Origin of the sequence: Cellulomonas sp. JZ18 (genome assembly GCF_009720485.1) — a bacterium.
Taxonomy (GTDB): Bacteria; Actinomycetota; Actinomycetes; order Actinomycetales; family Cellulomonadaceae; genus Cellulomonas.
In genome coordinates, this window is the sequence record NZ_CP045245.1 from 733,317 (window position 1) to 757,160 (window position 23,844).

Consider the following 23,844-nt stretch of genomic DNA (forward strand, 5'->3'; position numbering starts at 1 on the left):
CCCGGGCGCGGGGGAGGCGGAGGCAGCGTGACGTTCTCGCTCGTCGCCCGTGACGTGGACGGGCAGACGTTCGGCGTCGCGACGGCGTCCAAGTACCTGGCGGTCGGCGCGTCCGTCACCGCCGTGGCCGCGGGCGTCGGCGCGCTCGCGACGCAGGCGTCGACGAACGTCACCTACCGCGAGCGCGGGCTGCGCTCGCTGCGCGCCGGGCTCACCGCGGGCCGCACGGTCGACCTGCTGGTCGAGGGGGACCCGGACCGCGAGCGCCGCCAGCTGGCGGTCCTCGCGGCGACGGGCGCGCCCGCGACGTGGACGGGCCGGCGCTGCGGACCGGTCGCCGGTGCGGCCGTGGGCGTCGACTGCGTCGCGGTCGGCAACCTCCTGCGGGGCGACGGCGTGCTGGGCGCGATGGTGGAGACGTTCGAGTCGGCGCGCGGGACGCTGGCCGAGCGGCTGCTCGCGGGGCTCGCGGCGGGCGACGCGGCCGGCGGGGACCGGCGGGGACGGCAGAGCGCCGCGCTGCTCGTGGCGTCCGGTGAGGGGCAGCTGCACCTGCGCAGCCCCGGCCGCGTGGACCTGCGCGTGGACGACGACCCGGAGCCGATCCCGGTGCTGGCGCGTGCGCTGCGCGCCCACGCGGTGCTCGTCGCGGAGCCCGACCCGGCCACGGCGGTGCCGCTCGTCGGCACCACGGTGCGCGAGCTCGACGCCGACCTGCGGGCGCTGGGCCGCACCGAGGGGCCCGTGCCGCTGCGGCTCGCCGCGTGGGCCGAGGACGAGAACCTCGAGCACCTGCTGCTGCCGCACGCGGTCGACCGGCTGCTGCGCGACGAGCTGCGCCGGCACGTCGCCGCACGGGCGGCGGCGGGGCGCGGCTGAGTCCTGCGCAGGCGGATCCGGGACGGCCGTGCGAGGGTCGGGGCAGCACCAGGGTCCAGCGGCGCGGCCCGCCCCGGCGGAACGAGCGATCAATGTGCGGCGTGTGCGGAGAGGTCACCTTCGACGGGTCCCCGGCGGACCTGCAGGCCGTCGAGCGGATGTCGAAGGTGCTCGCGCCACGGGGACCCGACGGCTCCGGGACGTGGGTGGACGGGCGCGTCGCCCTGGGGCACCGCAGGCTGGCGATCGTCGACCTGAGCGAGGCCGGTGCGCAGCCGATGGTCGACGACGAGCTCGGCCTCGCCGTGGTCCTCAACGGGATGGTCTACAACTACCGCGACCTGCGCGAGGAGCTGCGCGGCCACGGCTACCGGTTCACCTCGACCTCCGACACCGAGGTCGTGCTCGTGGCGTACCACCGGTGGGGCACCGCGTTCGTCGACCACCTGGTCGGCATGTTCGCGGTCGTGGTCGTCGAGCGCGGCACCGGCCGTGTCGTCCTGGCCCGCGACCGGCTCGGCATCAAGCCGCTCTACCTGAGCCGCACGCCGGGGCGCCTGCGCTTCGCCTCGAGCCTGCCCGCGCTGCTCGAGGCGGGCGACGTCGACTCCACGCTCGACCCGGTGGCGCTGCACCACTACCTGTCGTGGCGCGCGGTCGGCCCGGCGCCGCGCACGCTGGTGCGCGGGGCCGAGAAGCTGCCGCCCGCCACCGTCCGCGTCGTCGAGCCGGACGGCACGCAGCGCGACCACCGGTACTGGGCCCCGCGGCACGAGCGCCGGCCCGAGCACGCGGGCTGGTCGGGGGAGGACTGGGCCGACGCGGTGCAGGACGCGCTGCGCACCGCGGTGCGCCGGCGCACGGTGGCCGACGTGCCCGTGGGCGTGCTGCTGTCCGGCGGGCTCGACTCGAGCCTCGTCGTGGCGCTGCTCGCCGAGGCGGGGCAGACCGGGCTCGCGAGCTTCTCCATCGGCTTCGAGGCGCCCGGACGCGACGGCGACGAGTTCCGCTGGTCCGACGCCGTCGCGCGGCACGTCGGCACCGAGCACCACCGCGTCGTCGCGTCCGTGGACGACGTCGTCGCGGCGCTGCCGCACACGGTCGCGGCGATGTCCGAGCCGATGGTCAGCCACGACACGGTCGCGTTCGACCTGCTCGCGCAGGAGGTGTCCCGGCACGTGCGCGTCGTGCAGTCGGGGCAGGGCGCGGACGAGGTGTTCGCCGGGTACCACTGGCACGCGCCGCTGCTCGACGTGCCCCGCGCCGACCTGGCGCGGGCGTACGCGGCCCGCTACCTCGAGCGCGACCACGCCGACATGGCGCGCCTGCTGCACCCGGCGTGGCACCTCGACGAGGACCCGTCGCGCGCGGTGGTGGCGGAGCACCTCGCCCGTCCCGGCGCGCAGACGTCGCTCGACGCGGTGCTGCGCCTCGACACCGAGGTGATGCTCGTCGACGACCCCGTCATGCGCCTGGACTCCATGGCGATGGCCTCGGGGCTGGAGGCGCGCGTGCCGTTCCTCGACCAGGACCTCGTGGAGCTCGCCGCGGCCTGCCCCCCGGAGCTGCTCGCCGCGCAGGGCGGCAAGGGCGTGCTCAAGACGGTCGCGCGCCGCCTGCTGCCGCCGCACCTCGTCGACCGGCCGAAGGGGTACTTCCCCGTCCCCGCGGTCACGCACCTGGAGGGACCCGTGCTCGACCTGGTGCGGGACGTCCTGACGTCGCCGACGGCCCGCGAGCGGGGCCTGGTGCGCCCCGAGTACGTGGCGCCCCTGCTGGCCCGCCCGGGGGAGGAGCGCGGGCCGACCGGCGTGGACCGGCTGTGGCCGCTGGCGGTTCTGGAGATGTGGCTGCAGGCGCACGGGGTGCGCTGACGGCGGACGGGAGGGCGCGGGGTGCCGGTCTGGCTCGAGGCGGGTCTGTGGGGGCTGGTCGCCGGGGGTGCGCTCGTGCTGGGCGCCCTGGTGGCGTGGTTCGTGCGGGTGCCGCAGAAGGTCGTCGCGGGCGTCATGGCGTTCGGCGCGGGCGTGCTCATCTCGGCGCTCGCGTTCGACCTGGTCGACGAGGCCGAGCGGACCGGGGGGCTCGCGGCGACCGCCGCGGGGTTCCTGGGCGGGGCGGTCGCGTACGTCGCGGCGAACGTCGTGCTCGCGCGGCACGGCGCCCGGCACCGCAAGCGGTCGGGTGACCAGCAGCCGCGCGCGGAGGACGACGCCGGCAGCGGTGCGGCGATCGCGGTGGGCGCGCTGCTCGACGGCGTGCCCGAGTCGGTGGTGCTGGGGCTGTCGCTGCTCGGCGGTGGCGGCGTGGGCGTCCCCGTGCTCGCGGCCGTCGCGATCTCCAACCTGCCCGAGGGACTGTCGAGCGCCGCGGGCATGCGCCGCAGCGGGCGCCGGGCGGGCTACGTGTTCGGCGTGTGGGGCGGCATCGCGCTCGCGAGCGGGGTCGCGGCCGCGCTGGGCGCCCTGCTGCTGCAGGGGGCGTCCGGGGCCGTCGTCGCCGTCATCACCGCCGTCGCGGCCGGCGCGATCCTCGCGATGGTCGCCGACACGATGATCCCCGAGGCGTTCGAGCGCACCCACCTGTACGCGGGTCTGCTCGCCACCGTCGGCTTCCTGCTGTCGTTCACGATCGAGCGCCTCTGACCGTCGCCCACCGGCGCGTCCTCCCGTACGCCCCGGCGCCGGTCGCCGCGGGACGGGGCGGTCAGGCGCGGTAGCGGTCCAGGACCGTCGGCGCGTCCGCCGGCGCCGGCTCGACGACGATCGCGTCCCCGGCCGCCACCGCGCCGCCGCGCACGACGCGCAGGTAGGCGCCCAGCCGCCCCTCGGCGCCGAACCGCCTGACCCAGCCCCGCTCGTCCGCCCCGCCGACCCAGCGGGCGAACGTCGCGCACGGGGTGCGAGGGCCGGTCACCTCGAGGACGACGCGCGCGCCGACGTGCCAGCGCTCGCCGACCCGCGCCGCGTTCGGGTCCAGCCCCGCGACCCGCAGGTTCTCGCCGAACCAGCCCGGGTGCAGGTCGCGTCCGAGCTCGCCGGCCCAGAACTGCGCGTCGTCCTGGCCGTAGGCGTACACCGCCTGCTCGAGCCCGCCGTGGTGCTTGCGGTTCGCCTGGACGTCGCCGCGCAGCCCGTACGGCCCGACCTTCACCGGCCCGTCCACGGTCCGCTTGTCGATCGCCGTGACGCCCTGGGAGCCGGCGTCGGGGCGGAGGGCGTGGACGGCGCAGACGGCGAGCAGGGTGGGCACCGGCTCAGCGTAGGCGGGCCGCCGCGGTGCCCGTTCACCCGCACGGACGGTCGGCCGACCCGGCCGCGCGGCCTGGGAGGATCCGACCTAGCCTGCTGCGGTGACCAGCCCGCCCCCGTGCCCGAGCCGTCGCAGGACGCGGCCGGCGGGGCTCCCCGGCACGCCCGGCGGCCGGGTCGGGCCGGGGCGCGGGCGGCAGGGCTCGCGGCGCTCGCGCTCGCGTCCCTCGGTGCGGCGTCGCTCGTCCCGATGGCGGTGGGGGAGGACACCGCGGTGCCGGTGACGACCGCGCCGGCGGAGCGTCGCGCCCCGGCCCGCACGCCCACGCCCACCCCCACGCCCACGTGCACGCCCGCGCCCCTCGAGCAGCGCGCCGCCGCGACGCTCGTCGTCGGGCTGCCGGGCGTCCGCTCGGCCGACGACCCCCTGGCGCAGGAGGTCGTCGCGCTCGGCGTCGGCGGGGTGTTCCTGTCCGAGCCGAACGTGGACGACGCGGAGCAGGTCGCCGCGCTCACGGCGGGTCTGCGGGCGGCGGCGGGGCGGCCCCTGCTGGTCTCCACCGACGAGGAGTCCGGGCGGGTCGCGCTGATGCGGGACGTCGTCGGCGCGGGCCCCTCGCCCCGCCGCATGGCCCAGCGTGAGACCCCCGAGGAGGTGCGGGCCCGCGCGGCGCGGACCGGCACCGCGCTCGCGGCCGTCGGCGTCGACCTCGACCTCGCGCCCGTGCTCGACCTCGACGACGGCCCGGCCGGCGGTGTCATCGGCGACCGCTCGTTCAGCGCCGACCCCGCGACGGCGGCCGCCTACGGGCTCGCGTACGCGCACGGCCTGGCCGACGCCGGCGTCACGCCGACCGTCAAGCACTTCCCCGGGCACGGCCGCTCGACCGTCGACTCCCACCGGGAGTCCTCGCTCGTCGAGGCCGGTGTCGACGAGCTCGCCGCGACCGACCTGCTGCCGTTCCAGCAGGCGGTCGACGCCGGGGTCCCCGTCGTCATGCTCAACCACCTGCAGTACGCGGCGCTCGACCCCGAGCTGCCGGCCTCGCTGAGCCCGCGCGCCTACGCGCTCCTGCGCGACATGGGCTTCGAGGGCGTGGCGATCACGGACTCCGTGGGCATGGGCGCCGTGAACCTGCGCTGGGACTTCCCGGCGGCGGCCGTGGCCGCGGTCGGCGCGGGCGCCGACGCGGTGCTCGCGACCGACGGACGCCAGGCGGTGCGCATGCGCGACGCGCTCGTCGAGGCCGTGCGCACGGGCGCGCTGCCGGAGGAGAGGCTGTCGGAGGCGGCGGCGCGCGTCACCGCGCTCGCGGGCGGGGACGCGGGTGCGATGTCCTGCCTCGACGTGGAGCTGCCCTCGTTCGGGCCGGGTGCCGCGGGCGCGGCGCCGGACGCCGTGCCGCCCGGGGCCGCGCCCACCCGCGTCCCCTGACCGCCCTGGGTCGCGCCGGGAACGTGCACGTCTAAACGTTTGAATCGTTGCAGGGCGCCGCTGCTCCGCACTAGGCCTGTCGCACTGCACGCAGGCACCGGCGCACCGACGCGCGGTGGCGCAGCGGCAGGCCGCACGAGGCGGGGCGAGCAGCCCTGACCCGGTGCGGGGCACGTCCCTCCGTCCCGTCCTCCGCGCCCGCACCCCTCGCACGTCGGATGTGAGCGCTCACAAGCGAAAGGGCCGACATGCCCCCGTCCTCATCCACCACACGCCGCCGCACGCTCCTCGAACGTCTCGCCGCCGTGCTGGCGGCCGCGGGCCTCGCGGTCGCCGCGCTCGTGGCCCTCGCCCCGGCGCCCGCGGGCGCCGTCGGCGAGCAGACCGTCCGCAACCCCCTGCTGCCCGACGGCGCCGACCCGTGGCTGCAGTTCCACGACGGCAGCTACTACCTCGCCACGACCACCTGGAGCTCCCAGCTGGTCATGCGCAAGTCCCCGACGCTCGCCGGCCTGCGCACCGCCGCCCCCGTGCACGTGTGGTCCGAGACCGCGGCGGACAGCGGCTTCAACTTCTGGGCGCCCGAGTTCCACCGGCTGACCGGCCCGAACGGCACCCGCTGGTACCTCATGTTCACCTCGGGTACGAGCGCGAACCTCGACGGCCAGAAGCTGCGCGTCCTGGAGAGCGCCGGCGACGACCCCATGGGCCCCTACACGTTCCGCCAGCACCCCGATGCCGAGCACCTGGAACATCGACGGCACCTACCTGACCGTGGGCAACCAGCTCTACCTGCTGTGGAGCGAGTGGCAGGGCCCGGACCAGAGCATCTGGATCTCCCGGATGAGCAACCCGTGGACCGTCACGGGCGCGCGCGTGCTGATCTCGCGGCCCACGCACTCCTGGGAGACGCAGGGCGGCCGGGTGAACGAGGCGCCCGAGGTGATCCAGCGCAACGGGCGCACGCACGTCGTCTTCTCGGCGAGCTCGTGCACCACACCGGACTACACGCTCGGTCTGCTCACCCTGACCGGCACCGACCCGATGTCCGCGTCCTCGTGGACCAAGCGCTCCACCCCCGTCTTCCAGCGAGCCAACGGCGTGTACGGGCCGGGGCACAACGGCTTCTTCCGCTCGCCCGACGGCACGCAGGACTGGATCGTCTACCACGCCAACGCCGCCGCCGGCCAGGGCTGCGGCAGCACCCGGTCGACGCGTGCGCAGCCCTTCACCTGGGCGGCCGACGGCACACCGAGCTTCGGTGCACCCGTCTCCACCAGCACCGACCTCGCGGTCCCCTCGGGCGAGACGGGACCCATCACGGCCGCGGTCGAGGGGGCCGCCTGGACGGTCGTCAACCGCAGCTCCGGCCGCTGCGCGGGCGTGGCCGGCGGCTCGACGGCCGACGGCACCACCGTCGCCCAGCAGGGCTGCGACACCGCGGCGAGCCGCTGGGTCCTCGACCCGACCGCCGACGGGTACTACCGGCTCGTGAACAAGGCGAGCAACAAGGTGCTCGACGCGGCGGACTGCGGCACCGCGGACGGCACGGACGTGCGGCAGTGGGCGTGGCTCGACAACGCGTGCCAGCAGTGGCAGGTCACGCCGACGACCGACGGCTGGTCGCGGCTGACCAACCGGGCCAGCGGCAAGGTCCTCGACCTGGCCGACTGCTCCGCGTCGGACGGCGCGAACGTGCGCCTCTGGGCGGCCGACGGCACGGCCTGCCAGGAGTGGCGGCTCGCGCCCGCCGGCACGGTGGCGGTCGTGAGCAGCCAGAGCGGCAAGGTCCTCGACGTGGCGGACTGCTCGACGGCCGCGGGCGCGTCCGTGCGGGCGTGGACGTGGAACGGCGCGGCGTGCCAGCGGTGGACGTTCACGCACACCGACAGCGGGTACTACCGCGTGCAGCCCGCGTCGGCGTCCGGCAGCTGCCTCGCCGTGGCGTCGGGGTCGTCGGCCGACGGTGCGGCGCTGCAGCAGGGCGCCTGCTCGGGCGCGGCGAGCCAGTGGCGCGTCGACCCGCTGGCCGACGGGTCGGTGCGGCTCGTCGCCCGCCACAGCGGCAGGGCGCTCGACCTGGCGAGCTGCGGGCTGGCGACCGGCAACGCGCTCGTCCAGTGGGCCTGGCTGGACAACATCTGCCAGCGGTTCACGCTGCGGGCGGTCTGAGCCCGGGCAGCGAGCGGGGGTGGGGCGGCCGGGCCGCCCCACCCCCGCTCGTCCGGTCAGCGGGCCGCGAGTGCCGCGACCTCCGCGGCCGTCAGCGCGCCGCGGTGCACCTGCAGCTCGTCGACGGCGCCCGTGAAGGGCGTGTCCCACCAGTTGACCCCGAGCGTGAAGGTGCCGGTGGGTGTGGTGAGGACCTGGGGGAAGCCGGTGCCGGAGAAGCGCTCCTCACCGTCGACGTAGACCGTGATGTCGCCGCCGTCGACCGTGTAGGCCAGGTGCGTCCACTCGCCGACGGGGACCTGCCCGCCCGTGCTCGCGTCGTACCAGGACGTGCTGCCGGCCCACACCATCGTCGTGCCGTCGGGTCCGCGCGGGACGAGGCTCACCCAGCCCTGGTCGTCCCGTGCGGCGAAGAAGGTCGTCGTGTACTGCGTGATCACGTCGGGGCGGACCCACAGCGCGGCCGAGTACGACGGTCCGTCGACGAGCCCGGTGGGCAGCTGCACGCCGCTCGCGCCGTCGAGGTGCACGGCCTGGCCGTGCACGCCCGGCACGTACGTGACGGTGCCGCCCGTGGTCCCGATGCGCGGGCCCGTGACCGTCGCGGCGGGGTGGGTGCCGGACGCGTCGGCGAGGTCGCCCTCGAAGGACCAGGCCCCCGCGAGGCCGCCGGGCGTGCGTTCCAGCACCGTGACCGTGAACGTCGCGGTGGCCGTGCGGTTCCCGTTGCGGACCGTCGCCGTGAGCGTCACCGTGGCGTCGCCCTCACCGTGCGCCGGACGGGTCACGTCCCCGCTGGGGGAGACGACCGTCGGGTCGCTCGACCCCCACGTGATCGTGGTGCCCTGCGTCCCGGTCGTGGGCAGGGTGAGGTCCGCGACGACGGCCGAGGTGTCGCCCAGGTCGAGGTCGGCCACGACGGCCCGGACGGCCTCGCGCGGCGTCATCGTCTCGACCGCGCTGCCCCACAGCGAGACGCCGGCGCGGGACTGCACGGTGAACGTGACGACCCACTCCTGCCGGTCGGGCTGCCACTGCCGCAGCAGCGCGCCGTCGTAGCGGGCGCCGTCGACCTCCAGCCGCAGGCGGTCGCGGCCCTCGAGCCGCCAGCGCCCCTCGCGGTCGCCGCTCACGCGCCCGTTCGGCTCGAGGCGGACGTCGACCGCGCGGGTGACGTCGGCGGAGATCGCCTTGCCGTGGTCGACCAGCGCGTAGTCGCCGACGACGTCCGCGAGGCGGAACCGCTCGGGCCGGTCGGTGAGCGGCGGTGGCGGCGCGTCCCCGGCGTACCGGTAGGGCGCGACGACCGGCCAGCCGTCCGCGGTCATCCGCATCTCGTGCACGCGGACGTTGTGCGTCTCGCCCTGCCCGGGGAACCGGCTGTGGAAGACGAGGAAGTGCGCACCGGTCTCCGGGTCGGTGTACGTCGAGTTGTGCCCGGGGGAGACGTACCCGGTGCCCGGGCCCGTGCCCGGGTCCCCGACCTCCCGCTGGAACAGGTGGTTGCCCATCACCTTGACGCCGTACGGCTCGATCGACGCGTCGTCGAACAGCGGCAGCGACGGGTCGGATCGGACCTCCGACATCGGGTTGCCCTCGGCGTCGACGTACGGGCCGTCGGGGTTCTGGGACCGGGCGACGCGCATGTTGTAGCCGCCGCTCGCGTCCAGCCCGCCGAACGAGAGGAACAGGTAGTAGTAGCCGGTGCCCTCGTCGAACATGATGTTCGGCGCCTCGATGCGGCTGTGGTTGCCGCCCACCAGGTGCTTCCCGTACCCCTGGCCGGGCACCGGAAGGCCGGTCTCCTCGTCCATCTCGAGGATGAAGACGCCCCCGGAGTAGGACCCGTAGACCATCCAGAGGTCGCCCTCGGCGTCGTAGAAGGTGTCCGGGTCGACGACGTTGGGGTGGACGCGCGCGTCGTAGGGCGTGCCGTCGTCGCTGGGCTGCTCGTGCTCCTCGTGCCCCGAGCGCAGGATGATGCCGAGGTCCTCGTAGGGCCCGTCGACGTCGTCCGCCACGGCGACGCCCATCGCGGAGCGCGGGGAGTCCCCGCGGCAGGCGTTGTAGTACATGTAGTAGCGGCCGTCGGCGAGCTGGATGACGTCCGCGGCCCAGAGCGTGTCGGTCTGCGCCCACGCGAGCGTCTCGGCGAGCTCGGTGGTGACGTCCTCGAAGATCGGGTTCTCGGGCGTGACGCCGGCCGCCACCTGGTCCCAGTGCATGAGGTCGTCCGTCCTGGCGACCTGCAGGTGGGAGCCGAACACCCAGATCTCGTCGTCGGCGACGACGACGGACGGGTCGTGGACGGTCGCGTCGGTGAACGTGGGTACCGGTGCCGCGGCGGCGGGCGCGGCCCCCGCGGTGGCGAGCGCCGTGGCGGCGAGGGCCCCGGCGGCGGTCATGGTGGCGAGGGTGCGGACGGGTGTGCGGGCGCGTGTGGTCACGGCGTTCTCCTGGTGCAGCGCTGGACGCAGGGGAGCCCACGGGCGGTCGTGCCGGGGTTCCGCTCACGACGGTAGGACGCCGTTGCAACGTTGTAAAGGGACGGATCCGGCAGGACGCACGGACCTGCGACCCGCCGGCGCTCGTCCTGACGCCGGTGCCCGGGCCCTTCCGCCCCCCGCCGCCCGCCCTCGTGCGTCCCGGCCGTTCGTCGTCATGAAGCCTCGCCCGTCGTCCTCGTGAAGCACTGGCGACACCAGGCGTCCACAACGCTGCACGCGACGCGGCGCGTCGGTGCGCGTCCCGGATGGGTGACACTCGACGACGCGGGGCGCGTCCGTGTCGGGGGCCACCGGCCCCCGGTCGCACGCCCGGCGTCCCCCAGCTCACGATCGGAGCCCGCCCGTGCCCGTCCACGACCGCCCGCGACGCCGCCCGGCGCCGCTGCTCACGCACCCGCTGACGCGCCGGCTCACGCGCCCGCCGGCCCGGACGCTCGCCCTGACCCTCGCCGGGGCCGTCGCGGCCAGCGCCCTCGCCGCCCCGGCGTCCGCCGCCGACGGCGCACCCCCGCAGCCCGTCACCACGATGTGGGTCTGGGACAACTCGATCCCGCGGGAGGTCGACGCGCGCGGCACCGGGTACGCGCCGGCCGACCCGGCCGTCCTCGCGGCGTGGGTGCGCGAGCGCGGCCTCACGACCGTGCACCTGTCGGCGCCGTGGGCGGCCGACGTCGGTGTGGTCGACCCCTGGATGACGGCCACGGTCGACGCCTTGAACGCCGAGGGCGTCGACGTGGGTGTGCTCGGCGGCGACCCGCCGTGGCTCGACGAGCCGCACCTGGCCGTGTGGTGGCTGCAGGCGGCGGTCCACGGCCGGGACGTCGCGCACGTGCAGCTCGACGTCGAGCCCTGGACGCTGCCCGGGTGGCGGACCGACCGCGCCGGCATCCTCACGCGCTGGCTGACCATGCTCGACACCGCGAGGGCCGCCCTGCCGGAGGGGGTCGGGCTCGGCGTCGACATGCCGTACTGGCTGGCGTGGGAGCCGGCGCCGGGCGGCGGCACGGTCGCGCAGGCCGTGCTCGCGCGTGCCGACTCCGTCGGCATCGTCACGTTCGTCGACCACGCGGCCGGCCGGGACGGCATCCTCGCGCTCTCGGCCGACGCGGTCGCGCAGACCGTCGCCGCGGGTGTGCCGTTCACGATCGGTGTGGAGACCGACGCCCCGGCGGTCGCCGGCGGTGCCGGGTGGACGTTCGGCGACGACGGCGCCGACGTGCTCGCGGCGCAGGTGCAGGTGGTCCACGACGCGCTCGTCGCGACCCCCGGCTACCGGGGCGTCGCGGTGCAGCACTACCGCACGTGGCGCGAGCTCGAGGCCGCCACGCCCTGACCCGCGCGCACGCACCCGGCCGGCCGACCGCCCGCCCTGCCGCCCCGTCGACCGCCGGTCGTCCCGCGCGTCCCCGTCTCCGCGCCGGCGCGTCGCCCGTGGGCCCCGCCGGGGAGGCACCGCCCCGCTGCTAGGTTCGCGCCGTCATGGAGACCGACCAGCTCGCGCTGACGCTGGCGGCGACCCTCGCGTTCGTCGCCCTCGCGGTCGTCGGCGTGCGCGCCGCGGTCCGGGCCCGTCCGCTGCGACGCGCGGTGCGCGGCGTGGCCGGCGCGGTCCTCGTCGTCGCCGTCGCGACGTGCTGGGTGTGGACCTGGGCGCCGCTGACGAACCCGTCGACCGGCCGCACGTGCATCGAGGAGCCGGTCGTCGGCATGTCCGAGGCGTCCCAGCTCGCGACGCCGGAGTGCGTCGCGGCCAACCGGCGGACGGTCGCGTCGTGGCTGGCGGGGCGGCGCTGGTGACGCTCGGCGGCACCCTCGCGCTGCGGGCCGCGGCCGACCGGGCGCGCCGCCGCGCCGAGGTCGTCGAGGCCTGACCGCGGCGTCCGCGCGGCGACCGGCGGCCGGACCGCCCGTGCGGTCCGCGGCTCACAGACGCGGGTCGACGGGCTCCGACTCCAGGGCCAGCACCGCGAAGACCGCCTCGTGCACGCGCCACAGCGGCTCGTCCGCGACGAGTCGGTGCAGCGCCTCGATCCCCAGCGCGTACTCGCGCAGCGCGAGCGCACGCTTGCGGCCGAGGTTGCGCGCACGCAGCCGCTCCAGGTTCGCGGGCTCGGTGTAGTGCGGGCCGTAGATGATCCGCAGGTACTCCCGTCCCCGGACCTTGATGCCCGGCTGCACCAGCCCGCGCCGCCCGCGCACGAGGTTCGCGAGCGGCTTGACGACCATGCCCTCGCCCCCGCCGTCCGTCAGGTCCGTCCACCACGTCACGCCCGCCGCGACGGCGTCCGCGTCGTCGAGGTCGACCACGAGCCGCCGCGTCTCCAGCAGGACCCCGCGGGCGTCGGCCGCGACGAGCGCGTCCGCGGCCGCGAGGTGCCACGTGTGCGGACGCTCCTCGTACGTCGCGCCGCCCGTGCGCCCGCCGGCCGCGAGCACCTGGAACGGCGCGAGCCGCACGCCCGTCAGGCCGTCCGTGGGCCAGACGTACCGGCGGTAGGCGTCGCTGAAGAGGTGGGCGTCCTGCGCGCGCGACCGCGTCCGCGCGAGCAGGTCCGCCACCTCCAGGCCCGTCCCGGCCGCCTGCTCCAGCGCCGCCGCGGCGGCGGGCAGCGCGGCGCGCGCGGCGGCGCCGACGGCGGCGTACTGCTCGCGCAGCAGGTCCTCCGCCTTCACCGACCACGGCAGGAGCTCCGCGTCCAGCAGCACCCAGGCCGCGTCCTCGCCGTCCCGGCCCAGCTCGGCCCACAGACCGGCACCGGTGACGGCGTCGCGCACGACGCCCACCAGCTCCGCCGTCCGGGCGGGGTCGAGGAACGGCCTGCCCGTGCGCGTGTGGACGACGCCCGACGCGCCGTCCGGCAGGCCGAAGCGCTCGCCGGCCGTCGCCGCGTCCCGGCAGACCAGCACGACCGCACGCGAGCCCATGTGCTTCTCCTCGCACACGACCTCGCGCACGCCCGCCGCGCGGTACGCGTCGAACGCCTGCGCCGGGTGCTCGAGCAGGTCGCCGTCGGCGGCGGTCGCGCACGGGCTCATCGTCGGCGGCAGGTACAGCAGGGCCCGCGGGTCCAGCGCGAACCGGCTCATGACCTCCAGCGCGCCGGCGGCGTTCTCCTCCGCGACCGTCACCCGGCCCATGAGCGAGGTGTCGACGACACGCTTGCCGAGGACGTCCGTGACGTCGAGGACGTCGGGGTCGCGGCGCGTCGCACCGGCGTCGGCGGCGGGCGCGTCGGCCGGCGGGAACGGTCGCGACGGCTCGTACCAGACCCGCTCCGCCGGCACCTGCACCACGTCCCGCTCCGGGTACCGCAGCGCGGTCAGGTGCCCGCCGAACACGCAGCCGGTGTCCAGGCACATCGTGTTGTTCACCCACTCCGGGCGCGGTGTGGGCGTGTGCCCGTACAGCACGGTCGCGCGCCCCCGGTACTCCTCCGCCCACGGGTAGCGCACCGGCAGGCCGTACTCGTCCGTCTCGCCCGTGGTGTCGCCGTACAGCGCGAACGACCGCACCCGCCCCGACGCCCGGTTGTGGAACGCCTCCTTCAGCCCCGCGTGCGCCACCACGAGCCGGCCCTCGTCGAGCACGAGGTGCGCGACCAGGCCGTCCGCGAACGCGCGCACCTGCGCGCGGAACTCCTCGGGCTCGGCCGCGAGCTGCTCGAGCGTCTCCGCGAGCCCGTGCGAGACCTGCACGGCACGCCCGTCCAGCGCCCGCACGAGCTTGTTCTCGTGGTTGCCCGGCACGGCCAGCGCGTGACCGGCCGCGACCATGCCCATGACGAGCCGCAGCACGCCCGGGCTGTCCGGGCCGCGGTCGACGAGGTCGCCGAGGAACACCGCGCGCCGGCCCTCCGGGTGCACCGCGTCCACCGGGCGCCCGGCCTCGTCGCGGACCAGCTGCCAGCCGAGCCGCCCCAGCAGGGTCTCGAGCTCGGAGCGGCAGCCGTGCACGTCGCCGATGACGTCGAACGGGCCGTGCTCGTCGCGCCGGTCGCTGCGCAGCGGCTCGCGCACGACCGTCGCCGCGTCGACCTCCTCCACGCCGCGCAGCACGTGCACCGTCCGGAAGCCCTCGCGCGCCAGACCGCGCAGCGAGCGGCGCAGGGCGTCCCGCTGACGGCGCACGACGTGGTCGCCGAAGGCCCGGTCCCCGCGGGCGCGGTTGCGCTCGAGGCACACGTCCTCGGGCACGTCGAGCACCACCGCGACCGGCAGCACGTCGTGCGCGCGCGCCAGGTCGACCAGCGCCTTGCGGGCGTGCTGCTGCACGTTCGTCGCGTCGACCACCGTGAGCAGGCCCGCGTCGAGGCGTCGTGCCGCGATGTGCTGCAGCACGTCGAACGCGGCGGCCGTGGCGGACTGGTCGTTCGGGTCGTTCGCCACCAGGCCGCGGCAGAAGTCCGACGACAACGTCTCGAACGGCCCGAAGTGCCGCGCGGCGAACGTCGACTTGCCGGACCCGGAGGCCCCGACCAGCACGACGAGCGACAGGGCGGGGACGGTGAGCGCGGTCATCGGGAGGCCTCCTGCCCGACGCGGTGGAAGACGGCCATCTGCGTGGGCGGGCCCACGTCCGGGTCGTCCGGGCCGACCGGGAGCAGCGCGACGCGGTAGCCGAAGCGCTCGGCGGCGGCCTGCGCCCAGGTCGCGAACTGCGCGCGCGTCCACTCGAAGCGGTGGTCGTGGTGCCGCATGGTGCCGGCCGCCAGCGTCGGGTAGCGCACGTTGTGCTCCGCGTTCGGCGTCGTGACGACGACCGTGGCCGGCGCGGCGGCGCCGAGCACCGCGCGCTCGACCGCCGGCAGGCGCGGCGGGTCGACGTGCTCGACGACCTCCATCAGGACGGCGGCGTCGAACCCCGCGACGCGGGCGTCCGTGTACGTGACCGACCCCTGCACGAGCCGGACGCGCTCGCGGACGCGGTCCGGCAGGGTGTCGAGCCGCAGGCGGCGCGCGGCCGTCGCGAGCACGCGCGGGGAGACGTCCACGCCGAGCAGCCGGTCGACGCCCTCGTCGAGCAGCAGCCCGAGCAGCTCGCCCTGCCCGCAGCCGAGGTCGACCACCGAGCGGGCGCCGGCCGCGCGGAGCTGCTCCAGCACGGCCCGGCGGCGCAGCTCGGCCAGCGTCGGCGTGGCCGGTCCGCCCACGGTCGGCCCGCCGTCGGGTGCGGCGAGCACCTCCTCCGTCGCGACGTCCGCGACGCCGTCGGCCACCACGTCGTCGGCCACCGCGTCGTCGGCCACCGCGTCGTCGGCCACCGCGTCGTCGACCTCCGCCAGGCGGGCGACCGCCGACTCGGCGAGGACGCGCCGGTGCGCGAGGTACCGGCGCGCGATCTCGTCCCGCGCCGGGTGCGTCCCCAGCCACGACCCGCCGGCGCGCACGAGCTTGTCGACCTCGTCCGACCCGACCCAGTAGTGCTTCGCGCCGTCGAGCGTGGGCAGCAGCACGTACAGGTGCGACAGGGCGTCGGCGACGCGGTGCGCGCCCCGCAGCCGCAGGTCCACGTAGCGGGAGTCGCCCCACGCCGGCACCTGCGGGTCGAGCGGCAGCGGCGTCGCCTCGACCTGCCAGCCGAGCGGACCGAACAGCCGCGCGGCGGCGTCCGGGTCCGGGCACGGCACCGCGGGCAGGTGCACCTCGAGCGGCCACACCCGGTCCACGAGCTCCGGCCGCGCCGCGCACCGGCCGGCGACCGCGGAGCGGAAGACCCGCCCGAGCGTCACCGCGAGCATCGACGACGCCGCGTAGGGACGGTCGTTCACGTACTGCGCGAGGCTGAAGCCGGTGTCCCGCGGGCCGCGTCCGCGGACGAGCCCGACCGGGTCGACCTCGAGCAGCAGCGCGACCGTGCACCGGGTGTCCGTCGCCTCCGGGTAGAGCACGTGCGCGACGCCGTAGGGCTGCTCGAACTGCTGCACGCGGCCCGGGTGCTTGTGCAGCAGGTACCCGAGGTCGCTCGCGGCGTCGGTCTCGGTGGTCAGGGTGAGCAGCACCGGCACATCCTGGCAGCGCGACCGCGCCGTGGCAGCGGGATTGCGGCGCGGGGCCGCTCAGTCCCGCTTCGCGGCGCCCCAGCCGTGCCAGTGGTCGACCTCGACGAGGACGCTCACGCGCGGCTGGTCGCGCACCGGGTACGGGTTGCCGCCGTAGTGCGTGGACAGCCGGTCGATGTCCACGAGGTCGACGTCGTCGCGGATCTCCACGACGCGCCCCTGGACGCTGACGTGCGTGTACCAGTCGCCCTCGGCGAGCGCGGTGAGCGAGACGTGCGGGTTCGCGCGCAGGTGCCGGAGTCGCGCGCGGGACGCGTCGAGGTTGAGCAGCACGCGGCCGTCGTCCTCCAGCAGGTACCAGGTCGCGACCGTGACGGGGTGGCCGTCGGGGTGGATCGTCGCCATGACGGCCGGGTTCGGGCGGCGCAGCAGGTCGGCGACGTCGGCGGGCAGGGGCGGCTTCGGCACGGTGGCTCCTCGGTGTCGTGGCTGGTCGGGACGGGCGGGTACGGCGACGTGGCCGTCGGTCGGCGACCACGCCGCCATACTCGCGCGTCGGCGTCAGGGGTGACACCCGGCCGGCGCCGCGTCACCGGCTCCCCGGACGCCTCACCGTGCACCGGCGACCACGAGGTTCAGGCGGCGGCCAGGGCCCTGATGAACTTGCGGAGCTCGAGGTGGGCCTCGAGCACCTGGGCGAGCGTCCGCAGGTGCCGGATCTCCCGCTCCGTCCAGGTGCGGGGGACCACGTCGAGCGCCTCCAGGGTCCCCAGGAACGTCCCGTCCACCGAGACGACGGGCACCGCCAGGTAGGACCGGAAGTGCGGGTGCCCGGTGACGAAGGCGCTCGTCGCGAACCGCGGGTCGGCGGTCATGTCCTCGACCGCCAGGGGTGCGTCGGGCTCGGCCAGCAGGTGGCGGGCGAACGACTCCTCGCGCGGGATCCGGCGCACGTCGGTGCCCAGGCGGGCCTTGAACCACTCCTGGCTCTCGTCCAGGACGCCGATCGTGGCCACCGGGGCCTTCAGGAGGTCGCCGACGAGCGCGACGAGGTCGTTGAACTCGGGCTCGTCGAACGCCTCCACGACGGCGTACGCGGCGAGCGCCTCGAGGCGCCTGCGCTCGTCGAGGTCGACGGCGGGGTCGGGGACAGCAGGGGTGGTCGGCACAGCACGTTCTCCGTTCGTCACGCCGCACGCTGCGGCGCACGGCACCCCACCGATCGGCCGTGCCGGGCGGCCCGCACGTGGTCGGCCCCGTCCCTCCTGCGCCGGCGCGCGTCGTCGCAGGCCACGGCGTGGCCCGCGCGGGAAGTTCACCCGCGGTCCTCGCCGCCGCCCGCGGCTGCCCGGCGCCCCGAGGAGGGCGCGTCAGCCGACGACGAACGTCCCGATCCGCGTCCTGCCGTCGCTCTCGTACACCGGGAGCTCTCGCTGGTTCGCCCGCTCGGCGGCGTCGAGCGCGGCGTCGACCGCCTCCGCGGTGGCGTCGTCGCCGCGGTCCGCCAGGACGTTCGCGTCCAGCCCGAGCGCGGTGAACAGGCGGCGCCCGGCGGCCGTGCCCGCCACCGTCCCGGCACCCGCCCGGCGCTGGTCGGCGGCCGTCTGCATGGCCGTGACGGCATCGCTGACGGGCACGTCGATCGTCACACCGAGCCGCGCGGCGAGGGTGTCGACGAACGCGGCGGTGGCGACCTCGTCGGCTGCGCGCTGCAGCGCGACCGCCTCGGTCGGGTTCGCGGGCGTGAGATCGGCCGGCTCGAGGTCCGACCTGTGGACGTAGCCCTCGCGACCGTTCGTCGCGACCGCACGGACCAGGTCCGGCTCGGCCGCGTCCGTGGAGGACACCGCCGTCGGGTCGTCCGCGGTCGCCGCGCCGACGGCCACCACGGCGCCACCGGCCAGGAGCACGGCGACGCCGACGTGCACGAGCTGGCGTCGCACCCTGCTCCTGCCGGCGCCGGTGGTCGGGTCCACGGCGTCCCCCTTCGTCGTCCGGCCGTCGCTGGTCGCGCGCGTGCGGTGCTGATGCTGGCGCACGGGGGCTGGCAGGTCCAGTGCCCGTCCCGGGCCCGCGCACCGCACCGGACCGTGGCGATCGGTGGCGCGGCTCGGTGGTGGACCGCGACCTGCCCGCCGGCTCGGACCGCGCCGACGTGCTGGGTGCCGTCCACGGCCAGGTCGTGCCAGGGGACGCGCCGTCGCCGGACGCGGACGGCCGTGGAGGCGTGGCGCACCTCGCGGAACGTCATGCGCTCACTCTCCCTGGAGCCCCGACGGCCGGGTCACCCGCCCCAGCAGCGGCAGGATCGCCGCGGTCGTGAGCAGCACGACGGCCGCGGCGCCACCGGCCGTCACGCCGATGCCCGTCCAGTCGACCCGGACCGGCGCGCCCGTGCCTGCCTGGAGGACCGTGGCCAGACCGGTGCCCACCGCCACGGCCAGCCCGATGCCGAGGGTCATCGGGATGGCGACCTGCCAGAGCACCGACAGGCCGAGGGTCCGCCGGCGCGCGCCGACGGCGACGAGCACGGCGAGCGGACGGCGGCGCTCGCGCAGCTGCTCCGCCACGTTCACCAGCAGGCTGGCGCCGACGACGAGCAGCAGCGCGACCGTGCCGACGAGCAGCCCCTGCCGGATGGGCGTGAGCCCGGCGTCGGCGGCCGCCGGGTCGTCCACCACCACGTACGCGCGCGGGTCGACGGCCGAGGCCGCGGTGCGCAGGTGCTCGGCGGCGTCGGGGACGGTGGCGTCGAGCGTGACCCGCACCGTGGCGGCGGCGTGCAGCTCGGACGGGACCACGACCGCGTCGCCGAGCGCCGCCGGGGTGACGAACAGCGACGTCGCACCGCCCTGCGTCTCGGGCGTCGTCGGCTCGACCGTGGTGGCCGTCGCGGGCAGCGTCCACGTCGAGGCACCCGAACCGGGTGCGCCCAGCACGTACGACGTCCCGGGCGCCGGGGCCTCGCCGCCGCCCGGCGGGGCGACGACCAGGACGTCGCCGTCCGCGCACTCGCGCACCCCCGTCCCGGCGGCGAGGGCGGCACAGCTGCCGACCGTCAGCACGATCTCCTCCCCGTCCGCGACCGGGCGGGCCAGCGTGTGGACCTCCGTGTCGACCGACCGGACGCCGGGCGTGCCCCGGAGCGCGGGCTCCCACTCGCGCCCGTCGGACCCCGGCCGGCCGTCGGACACGACGGCCTCGACCGTGCGACCGCGTTCGCCGGGGGCGGCGCCCTCCGCGCCCATGAGCCCGTGGACCGCGATGAGCGCGGCCACGGAGACGACGACGGCGGACACCGCCCGCACCGACGTGCCGCTCTCGAGCTGCAGGCGCCGCACCGCGAGGTCCCAGGCGAGCCCGCCAGCACCCAGCCGTGCCACGACGACGTCGACCACCCACGGCAGCAGCAGCGCGACCCCGACGAGCAGCAGGGCCATGCCGGGCAGCACGAGCGCCTGACCGGATTCGTCGAACGACCCGCGGCCCACGTGCACCAGCGGGACCAGCAGGAGCGCGAGCCCGACGGCCGGCAGCGCGAGACGCCACCACAGCCGCCGGCGCACCTGCGCACCGAGCCGCACCACGCCCAGCGGCTCGACGACGACGCGCCGCAGCGCCGCGCGGGTCACGAGCACCGACGCGACGGGCACGAGCACGACGACGAGCGCCGCGAGCAGCGGGGACGGCCGCAGGTCGGCGGCGTGGAACGACATGCCGTGCGGCACGGACGACGCCACCGCGCCCCGCACGAGGGCGAACAGCACGGCCCCGACGACGACCCCGCCCAGCCCACCGACGAGCGTCTCGCCCGCCGCGACGCGGCGCGTGGTCGCCGCGTCCGCACCGACGAGCCGCAGCGCGGCGAGCCGCCGGTCGCGGGCCTCGCCGCCGAAGCGGACGGCCGTGCCGATGAACCCGGCCACGGGGACGAGGAGCCCGGTGAGCCCGACCAGGGCGAGCAGCAGGCCGGCGGGCTCACCGCCGCCGGTGGGGCCGGCGGTCCGCCCGAAGCGCTCGACGCGGGTCGCGCTCTGCGCGGTGAGCTCGTCGGTGCCGAGGTAGAGGTACAGCTCGCCGGGGCCGACGACGCCCTCCGCGCCGACGGTCCCGACGACCCGCTCGCCCCAGCGCCCGCGCAGCGCCGCGCCCTCCGGCGACTCGAGCAGCCGCAGCAGACCCGGCGAGACGAGCGCGTCCCCCGGGGCGAGGGGCGGTCGACGCCGGGCGGCAGGGGCGCCCGGTCGCCCTCGGCCTGCAGCAGGGTGCCGACCACCACCTCGTCCCGGTACTGGGAGAGGAACCGGTCGACGAGCACGGTCCCGTCGCCCGCCTCGGCCACCGCGGGGCCGGGCGCCCGAGCGGCGTCGATCGTGGCGCGCCGGTCGAGCACCGTGGGGATGCTCGCCACGAGCAGCAGCATCGCGACGCCGACCCCGACGCCGGCGGCGACGAACGCGAGCCGCGCCCACCCGGAGCGGCCGCCGCTGACGCTCATGCGCACGCCCAGCGCGAGGTCCGCGACCGCGCTGCTGCGTCCCCGCCTCACGCGGTCACCTGCTCGCGCACGCGGCCGTCGCGCACGACCGCCTCGCGGTCGGAGTACGCGGCGACGCGCGCCTCGTGCGTGACGAGCACGACGGCGGCGCCGGTCTCGCGCGCGGCCCGCACGAGCAGCTGCATGACGCGCTCGCCGTTGAGGGAGTCGAGCGCCCCGGTCGGCTCGTCGGCGAACACGACGCGCGGTTGCGCGATGAGCGCGCGGGCGACGGCGACGCGCTGCCCCTGGCCGCCCGAGACCTGTCCGGGCCGCTTGCCGGCGACGTCGGGCACCTCGAGGCGGCCGAGCCACTCGCGCGCGGCCTGCTGCGCCTGCCGGCGTCCGACGCCCGCGAGGCGCAGGGGCAGGGCGACGTTCTCCTCGCAGGTGAGCTCGGGCACGAGCTGGCCGAACTGGAAGACGAACCCGAACTGCGAGCGGCGCAGCGCGCTGCGCTCGGCGTCGGACATGGCGGTGACGTCCTGGCCGTCGAGGACGACGCGGCCCGCGTCGGGTCGCAGGATCCCGGCCAGGCAGTGCAGCAGGGTCGACTTGCCGGAGCCCGAGGGGCCCATGAGCGCGAGGACCTCGCCGGGGTGGACCGCGAGGGAGGCGTCGGCGAGGGCGGTCGTCGCCCCGAACGTGACGCGCAGGCCCTCGGCGGTCAGGAGCGGGCGGTCGCGGGGCGAGCGGTCGAGGTCGGCGCCGGTCGCGGCGGTCGGGAGGTGGGTCACGGGTTCCCCCAGGGGGTGGACGGGGCCGGTTCAGGGCCGGCTCGGGACCGGTTCAGGGCCGGACGGTCGCCGCGAGGTCGTCGAGGCGTGCGGCGGTGAGCTCGAGCCAGCGCAGGTCCGCCTCGAGGTGGAACAGGGCGTGGTCGCACACGAGCTGGTCGGCCAGGTCGCCGCCGGCCTTGCGACGCGTGAGGTCGCGCATGAGCCGCAGGTGCTCGGCGCGCTGGGTGTCGAGGACGGCGGCGGGGTCGTGGCCGGTCAGCAGCGCGAGCACGACCTTCGTGTAGAGCGCGCTCTGCAGGTACGGCTCCGGCTTCTCCGGCTGCGCCAGCCACCGGTCGACGTCGCTGACGCCGGCGTCGGTGATCGCGTACCGCTTGCGGTCCGGGCCGTCGCCGGGCTCCGACTCCACCTCGACGAGGCCGTTGCGGAGCAGCCGCGCGAGGGTCGCGTACACCTGGCCGTAGGCGAGCGGGCGGTCCTGCCCGAAGCGCTCGTCGTAGGCGCGCTTGAGGTCGTAGCCGTGGCGGGGGCCGGCCTGGAGCAGGCCGAGGAGCGCGGGGGCGACGGTCATGACGAGCACTATACACACAACGTATACGCGTCGCGTATAGCCCGCGCCCGGTGCTCGCGACCCGATGGGCGCGCCCACCGGGTCACGCCCTGCCGGCGCGTCGGCGCGGCCCGCCCTCTACGGTGGCGGCGTGGACCCGTTCCGTGGCACGCCGTCCACCGCCCGGGCCTCGCCGGCCCTCGCGTGGGGGGTCGCCGCGGCGGCGGCCGCGCTCGCCCTCGTGGTCCGGTGGCGCGCGCTCGGCGGCGCGGCGGGCCTGTCCGGGTACCACGGGTACGACGACGGCGTGTACTACGCCGCCGCCGCGGCGCTGGTCCACGGGGACGTGCCGTACCGCGACTTCCTCCTGCTGCACCCGCCGGGCGTCGCCCTCGCGCTCGCGCCGTTCGCCGCGCTCGGCGCAGGGCTCGGTGACCCTGTGGGGCTGGCCGCCGCGCGGGTCGCCTTCCTGCTCGTCGGGGTGGCCAGCACCGTGCTGGTCGTGCGTCTCGCCGCCCGGTGGGGGACCGTTGCCGCCGTCGTCGGGGGCGTCCTCTACGCCGTCTCGGCCGCGGCCGCCGTGGCCGAGCGGCTCACGCTGCTCGAGCCGCTCGGCACGCTGACGCTGCTCGGCGGCGTCCTCCTGCTGCGGCGGGCCGCCGAGGCGGCGCCCGCCCGCGGCCGCGCGCTGGTGCTGCTCGGTGGGGCGGTGCTCGGGCTCGGCGTGACGGTGAAGATCTGGAACGTCGTGCCGGTCGCCGTCGTCCTCGCGTGCCTGTGGGTGGGTCGGGGCCGCGGGGTCGCGGGCCGGGCGGCGCTCGGGCGGCGGCCGCGGCCGCGGGCGTGCTCGCGCCGTTCGCGGTGCTCGCCGGTCCGGCGATGCTGGAGCACGTCGTGCTCGACCAGCTCGGGCGCGGGCGCAACGGGCGCGACGTGCGCGCGCGCCTGGAGAGCATCACCGGTCTCGACGGAGCGCTCGCCGCCGAGCCCCACGACCCGGGGCCGCTGCTCGCCGTCGTGCTGGTCGTCGTCGCGGCGGCCGCGGTCCTCGCCTGGCGCGCCCGGGTGGGTCGGCTGTGGGTCGTCGTGCTCCTCGCGCAGACGGCCGTGCTGCTGCTCTCGCCGTCGTACCTGCCGCACTACGCCGCGTACGCCGCGGCCGCGCTCGTGCTCGTCGTGGGCGCGGGCGTGTCGACGGTCCCCGTCCGGGTGCGTGGCGTGGCGGCAGTGGCGGCCTGCCTGACGCTCGGGCTCGCCGGCGGTGCGCTGCGCCCGGCTCCCGTGCCGCCGTTCCCCGCCGAGGAGATCCGCGCACAGCTGCCGGACCGCGGCTGCGTGCAGGCCGACGCCCCGGCCACCCTCGCGCTGCTCGACCTGCTGTCGGCCAACCTCGACCGCGGCTGCCCCGTCCCCGTCGACCTCTCCGGCCACGCGTACGCCGTCGGTGCGCGTGACGCCGACGGGCGGCCGGTGCCCCGCGTCCGGAACGCGTCCTGGCAGCGGACCGTGCTCGAGCACCTGACGGCCGGGTCGGCGGCGGTGCTCGCCCGCGGCGTCGGCAACGGCTTCGACGAGGCGACGGCGCGCGCCCTCGCCCGGTACCCGACGGTGTTCCGCTCGGGCGGCGTCCGGGTCCTGCTCGTCGACCCGGGCGGCACGGGCACCGACGCCCCGTGACGACGCGCGCCGGACGCCTTCCGGATCGTCCGGTTCGTCCCTAGCCTGGTCGCGGCCCGGCGACGACGCCGGGGCACCGTCTCATGGGGGAGCACGC

At 76.8% G+C, this 23,844-nt stretch carries 19 protein-coding genes and 2 pseudogenes; 10 read left to right on the forward strand and 11 right to left on the reverse strand.

All coding sequences use genetic code 11. The features are described 5' to 3' along the window. The first annotated feature begins 27 nt into the window (after nucleotides 1-27). From GC089_RS03375 to GC089_RS03385, 3 genes are all read left to right on the forward strand, one after another. Nucleotides 28-879: a DUF1028 domain-containing protein gene (locus tag GC089_RS03375; RefSeq protein WP_155376479.1), complete on the forward strand. Its 852-nt coding sequence runs from the start codon at nucleotides 28-30 to the stop codon at nucleotides 877-879. Between the two features lie 92 nt (nucleotides 880-971). After that, on the forward strand, nucleotides 972-2,753 hold the full coding sequence (locus tag GC089_RS03380) for an N-acetylglutaminylglutamine amidotransferase (protein WP_155376480.1): 1,782 nt from the start codon (nucleotides 972-974) through the stop codon (nucleotides 2,751-2,753). A gap of 21 nt (nucleotides 2,754-2,774) precedes the next feature. After that, nucleotides 2,775-3,524 carry a ZIP family metal transporter gene (locus tag GC089_RS03385; RefSeq protein WP_155376481.1) on the forward strand — a complete coding sequence of 250 codons (750 nt, stop codon included), beginning with the start codon at nucleotides 2,775-2,777 and terminating at the stop codon, nucleotides 3,522-3,524. A 61-nt stretch (nucleotides 3,525-3,585) separates the two neighbouring features. Here the strand turns inward: GC089_RS03385 and GC089_RS03390 are convergent, their stop codons facing one another. After that, nucleotides 3,586-4,131, reverse strand: coding sequence for an MOSC domain-containing protein (locus GC089_RS03390; RefSeq protein WP_155376482.1), 546 nt, complete (start codon nucleotides 4,129-4,131; stop codon nucleotides 3,586-3,588). 117 nt (nucleotides 4,132-4,248) lie between these two features. Between GC089_RS03390 and GC089_RS03395 the strand changes: the two genes are divergently transcribed. After that, nucleotides 4,249-5,565, forward strand: coding sequence for a glycoside hydrolase family 3 N-terminal domain-containing protein (locus GC089_RS03395; RefSeq protein WP_155376483.1), 1,317 nt, complete (start codon nucleotides 4,249-4,251; stop codon nucleotides 5,563-5,565). Nucleotides 5,566-5,825: 260 nt separating this feature from the next. Here GC089_RS03395 and GC089_RS18785 read toward each other — a convergent pair whose 3' ends face one another. Then, a complete protein-coding gene (locus tag GC089_RS18785) occupies nucleotides 5,826-6,002 on the reverse strand; it encodes a hypothetical protein (protein WP_230685299.1) in 177 nt (58 codons plus the stop codon). On the opposite strand from GC089_RS18785, the pseudogene GC089_RS18790 reads away from it, so the two are divergent. Beyond that, nucleotides 5,991-6,759, forward strand: a pseudogene (locus GC089_RS18790) (family 43 glycosylhydrolase); the annotation flags it as partial. The gene GC089_RS18785 and the pseudogene GC089_RS18790 overlap by 12 nt on opposite strands. Before the next feature lie 123 nt (nucleotides 6,760-6,882). Further along, nucleotides 6,883-7,737, forward strand: coding sequence for an RICIN domain-containing protein (locus GC089_RS18795; protein WP_255449058.1), 855 nt, complete (start codon nucleotides 6,883-6,885; stop codon nucleotides 7,735-7,737). A 56-nt stretch (nucleotides 7,738-7,793) separates the two neighbouring features. Here GC089_RS18795 and GC089_RS03405 read toward each other — a convergent pair whose 3' ends face one another. Continuing rightward, nucleotides 7,794-10,184 (reverse strand): family 43 glycosylhydrolase, encoded by a 2,391-nt coding sequence (locus tag GC089_RS03405; protein ID WP_230685035.1) that lies wholly within the window; start codon nucleotides 10,182-10,184, stop codon nucleotides 7,794-7,796. Between the two features lie 403 nt (nucleotides 10,185-10,587). Here GC089_RS03405 and GC089_RS03410 point away from each other — a divergent pair, with 403 nt between their 5' ends. Together GC089_RS03410 and GC089_RS03415 are read left to right on the forward strand one after the other, a co-directional pair. Then, nucleotides 10,588-11,577: a hypothetical protein gene (locus GC089_RS03410; RefSeq protein ID WP_230685036.1), complete on the forward strand. Its 990-nt coding sequence runs from the start codon at nucleotides 10,588-10,590 to the stop codon at nucleotides 11,575-11,577. Nucleotides 11,578-11,723: 146 nt separating this feature from the next. Next, entirely contained in the window at nucleotides 11,724-12,041 is a 318-nt protein-coding gene (locus GC089_RS03415) for a hypothetical protein (RefSeq protein ID WP_155376484.1), read from the forward strand. Nucleotides 12,042-12,167: 126 nt separating this feature from the next. Here GC089_RS03415 and GC089_RS03420 read toward each other — a convergent pair whose 3' ends face one another. The 8 genes from GC089_RS03420 to GC089_RS03455 form a co-directional block, all read right to left on the reverse strand. Next, entirely contained in the window at nucleotides 12,168-14,762 is a 2,595-nt protein-coding gene (locus GC089_RS03420; protein WP_155376485.1) for a polynucleotide kinase-phosphatase, read from the reverse strand. Beyond that, entirely contained in the window at nucleotides 14,759-16,243 is a 1,485-nt protein-coding gene (locus GC089_RS03425) for a 3' terminal RNA ribose 2'-O-methyltransferase Hen1 (protein WP_155376486.1), read from the reverse strand. Before GC089_RS03425 ends, GC089_RS03420 begins: the two co-directional genes overlap by 4 nt. A gap of 57 nt (nucleotides 16,244-16,300) precedes the next feature. Next, nucleotides 16,301-16,711 (reverse strand): PPOX class F420-dependent oxidoreductase, encoded by a 411-nt coding sequence (locus GC089_RS03430; RefSeq protein WP_155376487.1) that lies wholly within the window; start codon nucleotides 16,709-16,711, stop codon nucleotides 16,301-16,303. A 167-nt stretch (nucleotides 16,712-16,878) separates the two neighbouring features. Further along, complete coding sequence (locus tag GC089_RS03435) at nucleotides 16,879-17,412, reverse strand: GAF domain-containing protein (protein WP_196250804.1); 534 nt, start codon at nucleotides 17,410-17,412, stop codon at nucleotides 16,879-16,881. Nucleotides 17,413-17,613: 201 nt separating this feature from the next. After that, entirely contained in the window at nucleotides 17,614-18,219 is a 606-nt protein-coding gene (locus tag GC089_RS03440) for a hypothetical protein (protein WP_155376489.1), read from the reverse strand. Nucleotides 18,220-18,498: 279 nt separating this feature from the next. Continuing rightward, nucleotides 18,499-20,169 carry an ABC transporter permease gene (locus tag GC089_RS03445; RefSeq protein ID WP_155376490.1) on the reverse strand — a complete coding sequence of 557 codons (1,671 nt, stop codon included), beginning with the start codon at nucleotides 20,167-20,169 and terminating at the stop codon, nucleotides 18,499-18,501. 619 nt (nucleotides 20,170-20,788) lie between these two features. Further along, nucleotides 20,789-21,517 (reverse strand): ABC transporter ATP-binding protein, encoded by a 729-nt coding sequence (locus tag GC089_RS03450; protein WP_155376491.1) that lies wholly within the window; start codon nucleotides 21,515-21,517, stop codon nucleotides 20,789-20,791. 52 nt (nucleotides 21,518-21,569) lie between these two features. Continuing rightward, on the reverse strand, nucleotides 21,570-22,091 hold the full coding sequence (locus GC089_RS03455; protein ID WP_155376492.1) for a PadR family transcriptional regulator: 522 nt from the start codon (nucleotides 22,089-22,091) through the stop codon (nucleotides 21,570-21,572). A 64-nt stretch (nucleotides 22,092-22,155) separates the two neighbouring features. Between GC089_RS03455 and GC089_RS19885 the strand changes: the two are divergent. Both GC089_RS19885 and GC089_RS18800 read left to right on the forward strand, forming a co-directional pair. Then, nucleotides 22,156-22,845: pseudogene (locus tag GC089_RS19885) on the forward strand (hypothetical protein); the annotation flags it as partial. Nucleotides 22,846-22,913: 68 nt separating this feature from the next. Then, a complete protein-coding gene (locus GC089_RS18800; protein WP_230685037.1) occupies nucleotides 22,914-23,747 on the forward strand; it encodes a hypothetical protein in 834 nt (277 codons plus the stop codon). Nucleotides 23,748-23,844: the final 97 nt, after the last annotated feature.

Bases quoted from the DNA above. Each gene is read 5' to 3' on its own strand.
- GC089_RS03380 (WP_155376480.1), top strand. From the start codon at position 972: ATGTGCGGCGTGTGCGGAGAGGTCACCTTCGACGGGTCCCCGGCGGAC.
- GC089_RS03415 (WP_155376484.1), top strand. From the start codon at position 11,724: ATGGAGACCGACCAGCTCGCGCTGACGCTGGCGGCGACCCTCGCGTTC.
- GC089_RS03420 (WP_155376485.1), bottom strand. From the start codon at position 14,762: ATGACCGCGCTCACCGTCCCCGCCCTGTCGCTCGTCGTGCTGGTCGGG.
- GC089_RS03455 (WP_155376492.1), bottom strand. From the start codon at position 22,091: ATGACCGTCGCCCCCGCGCTCCTCGGCCTGCTCCAGGCCGGCCCCCGC.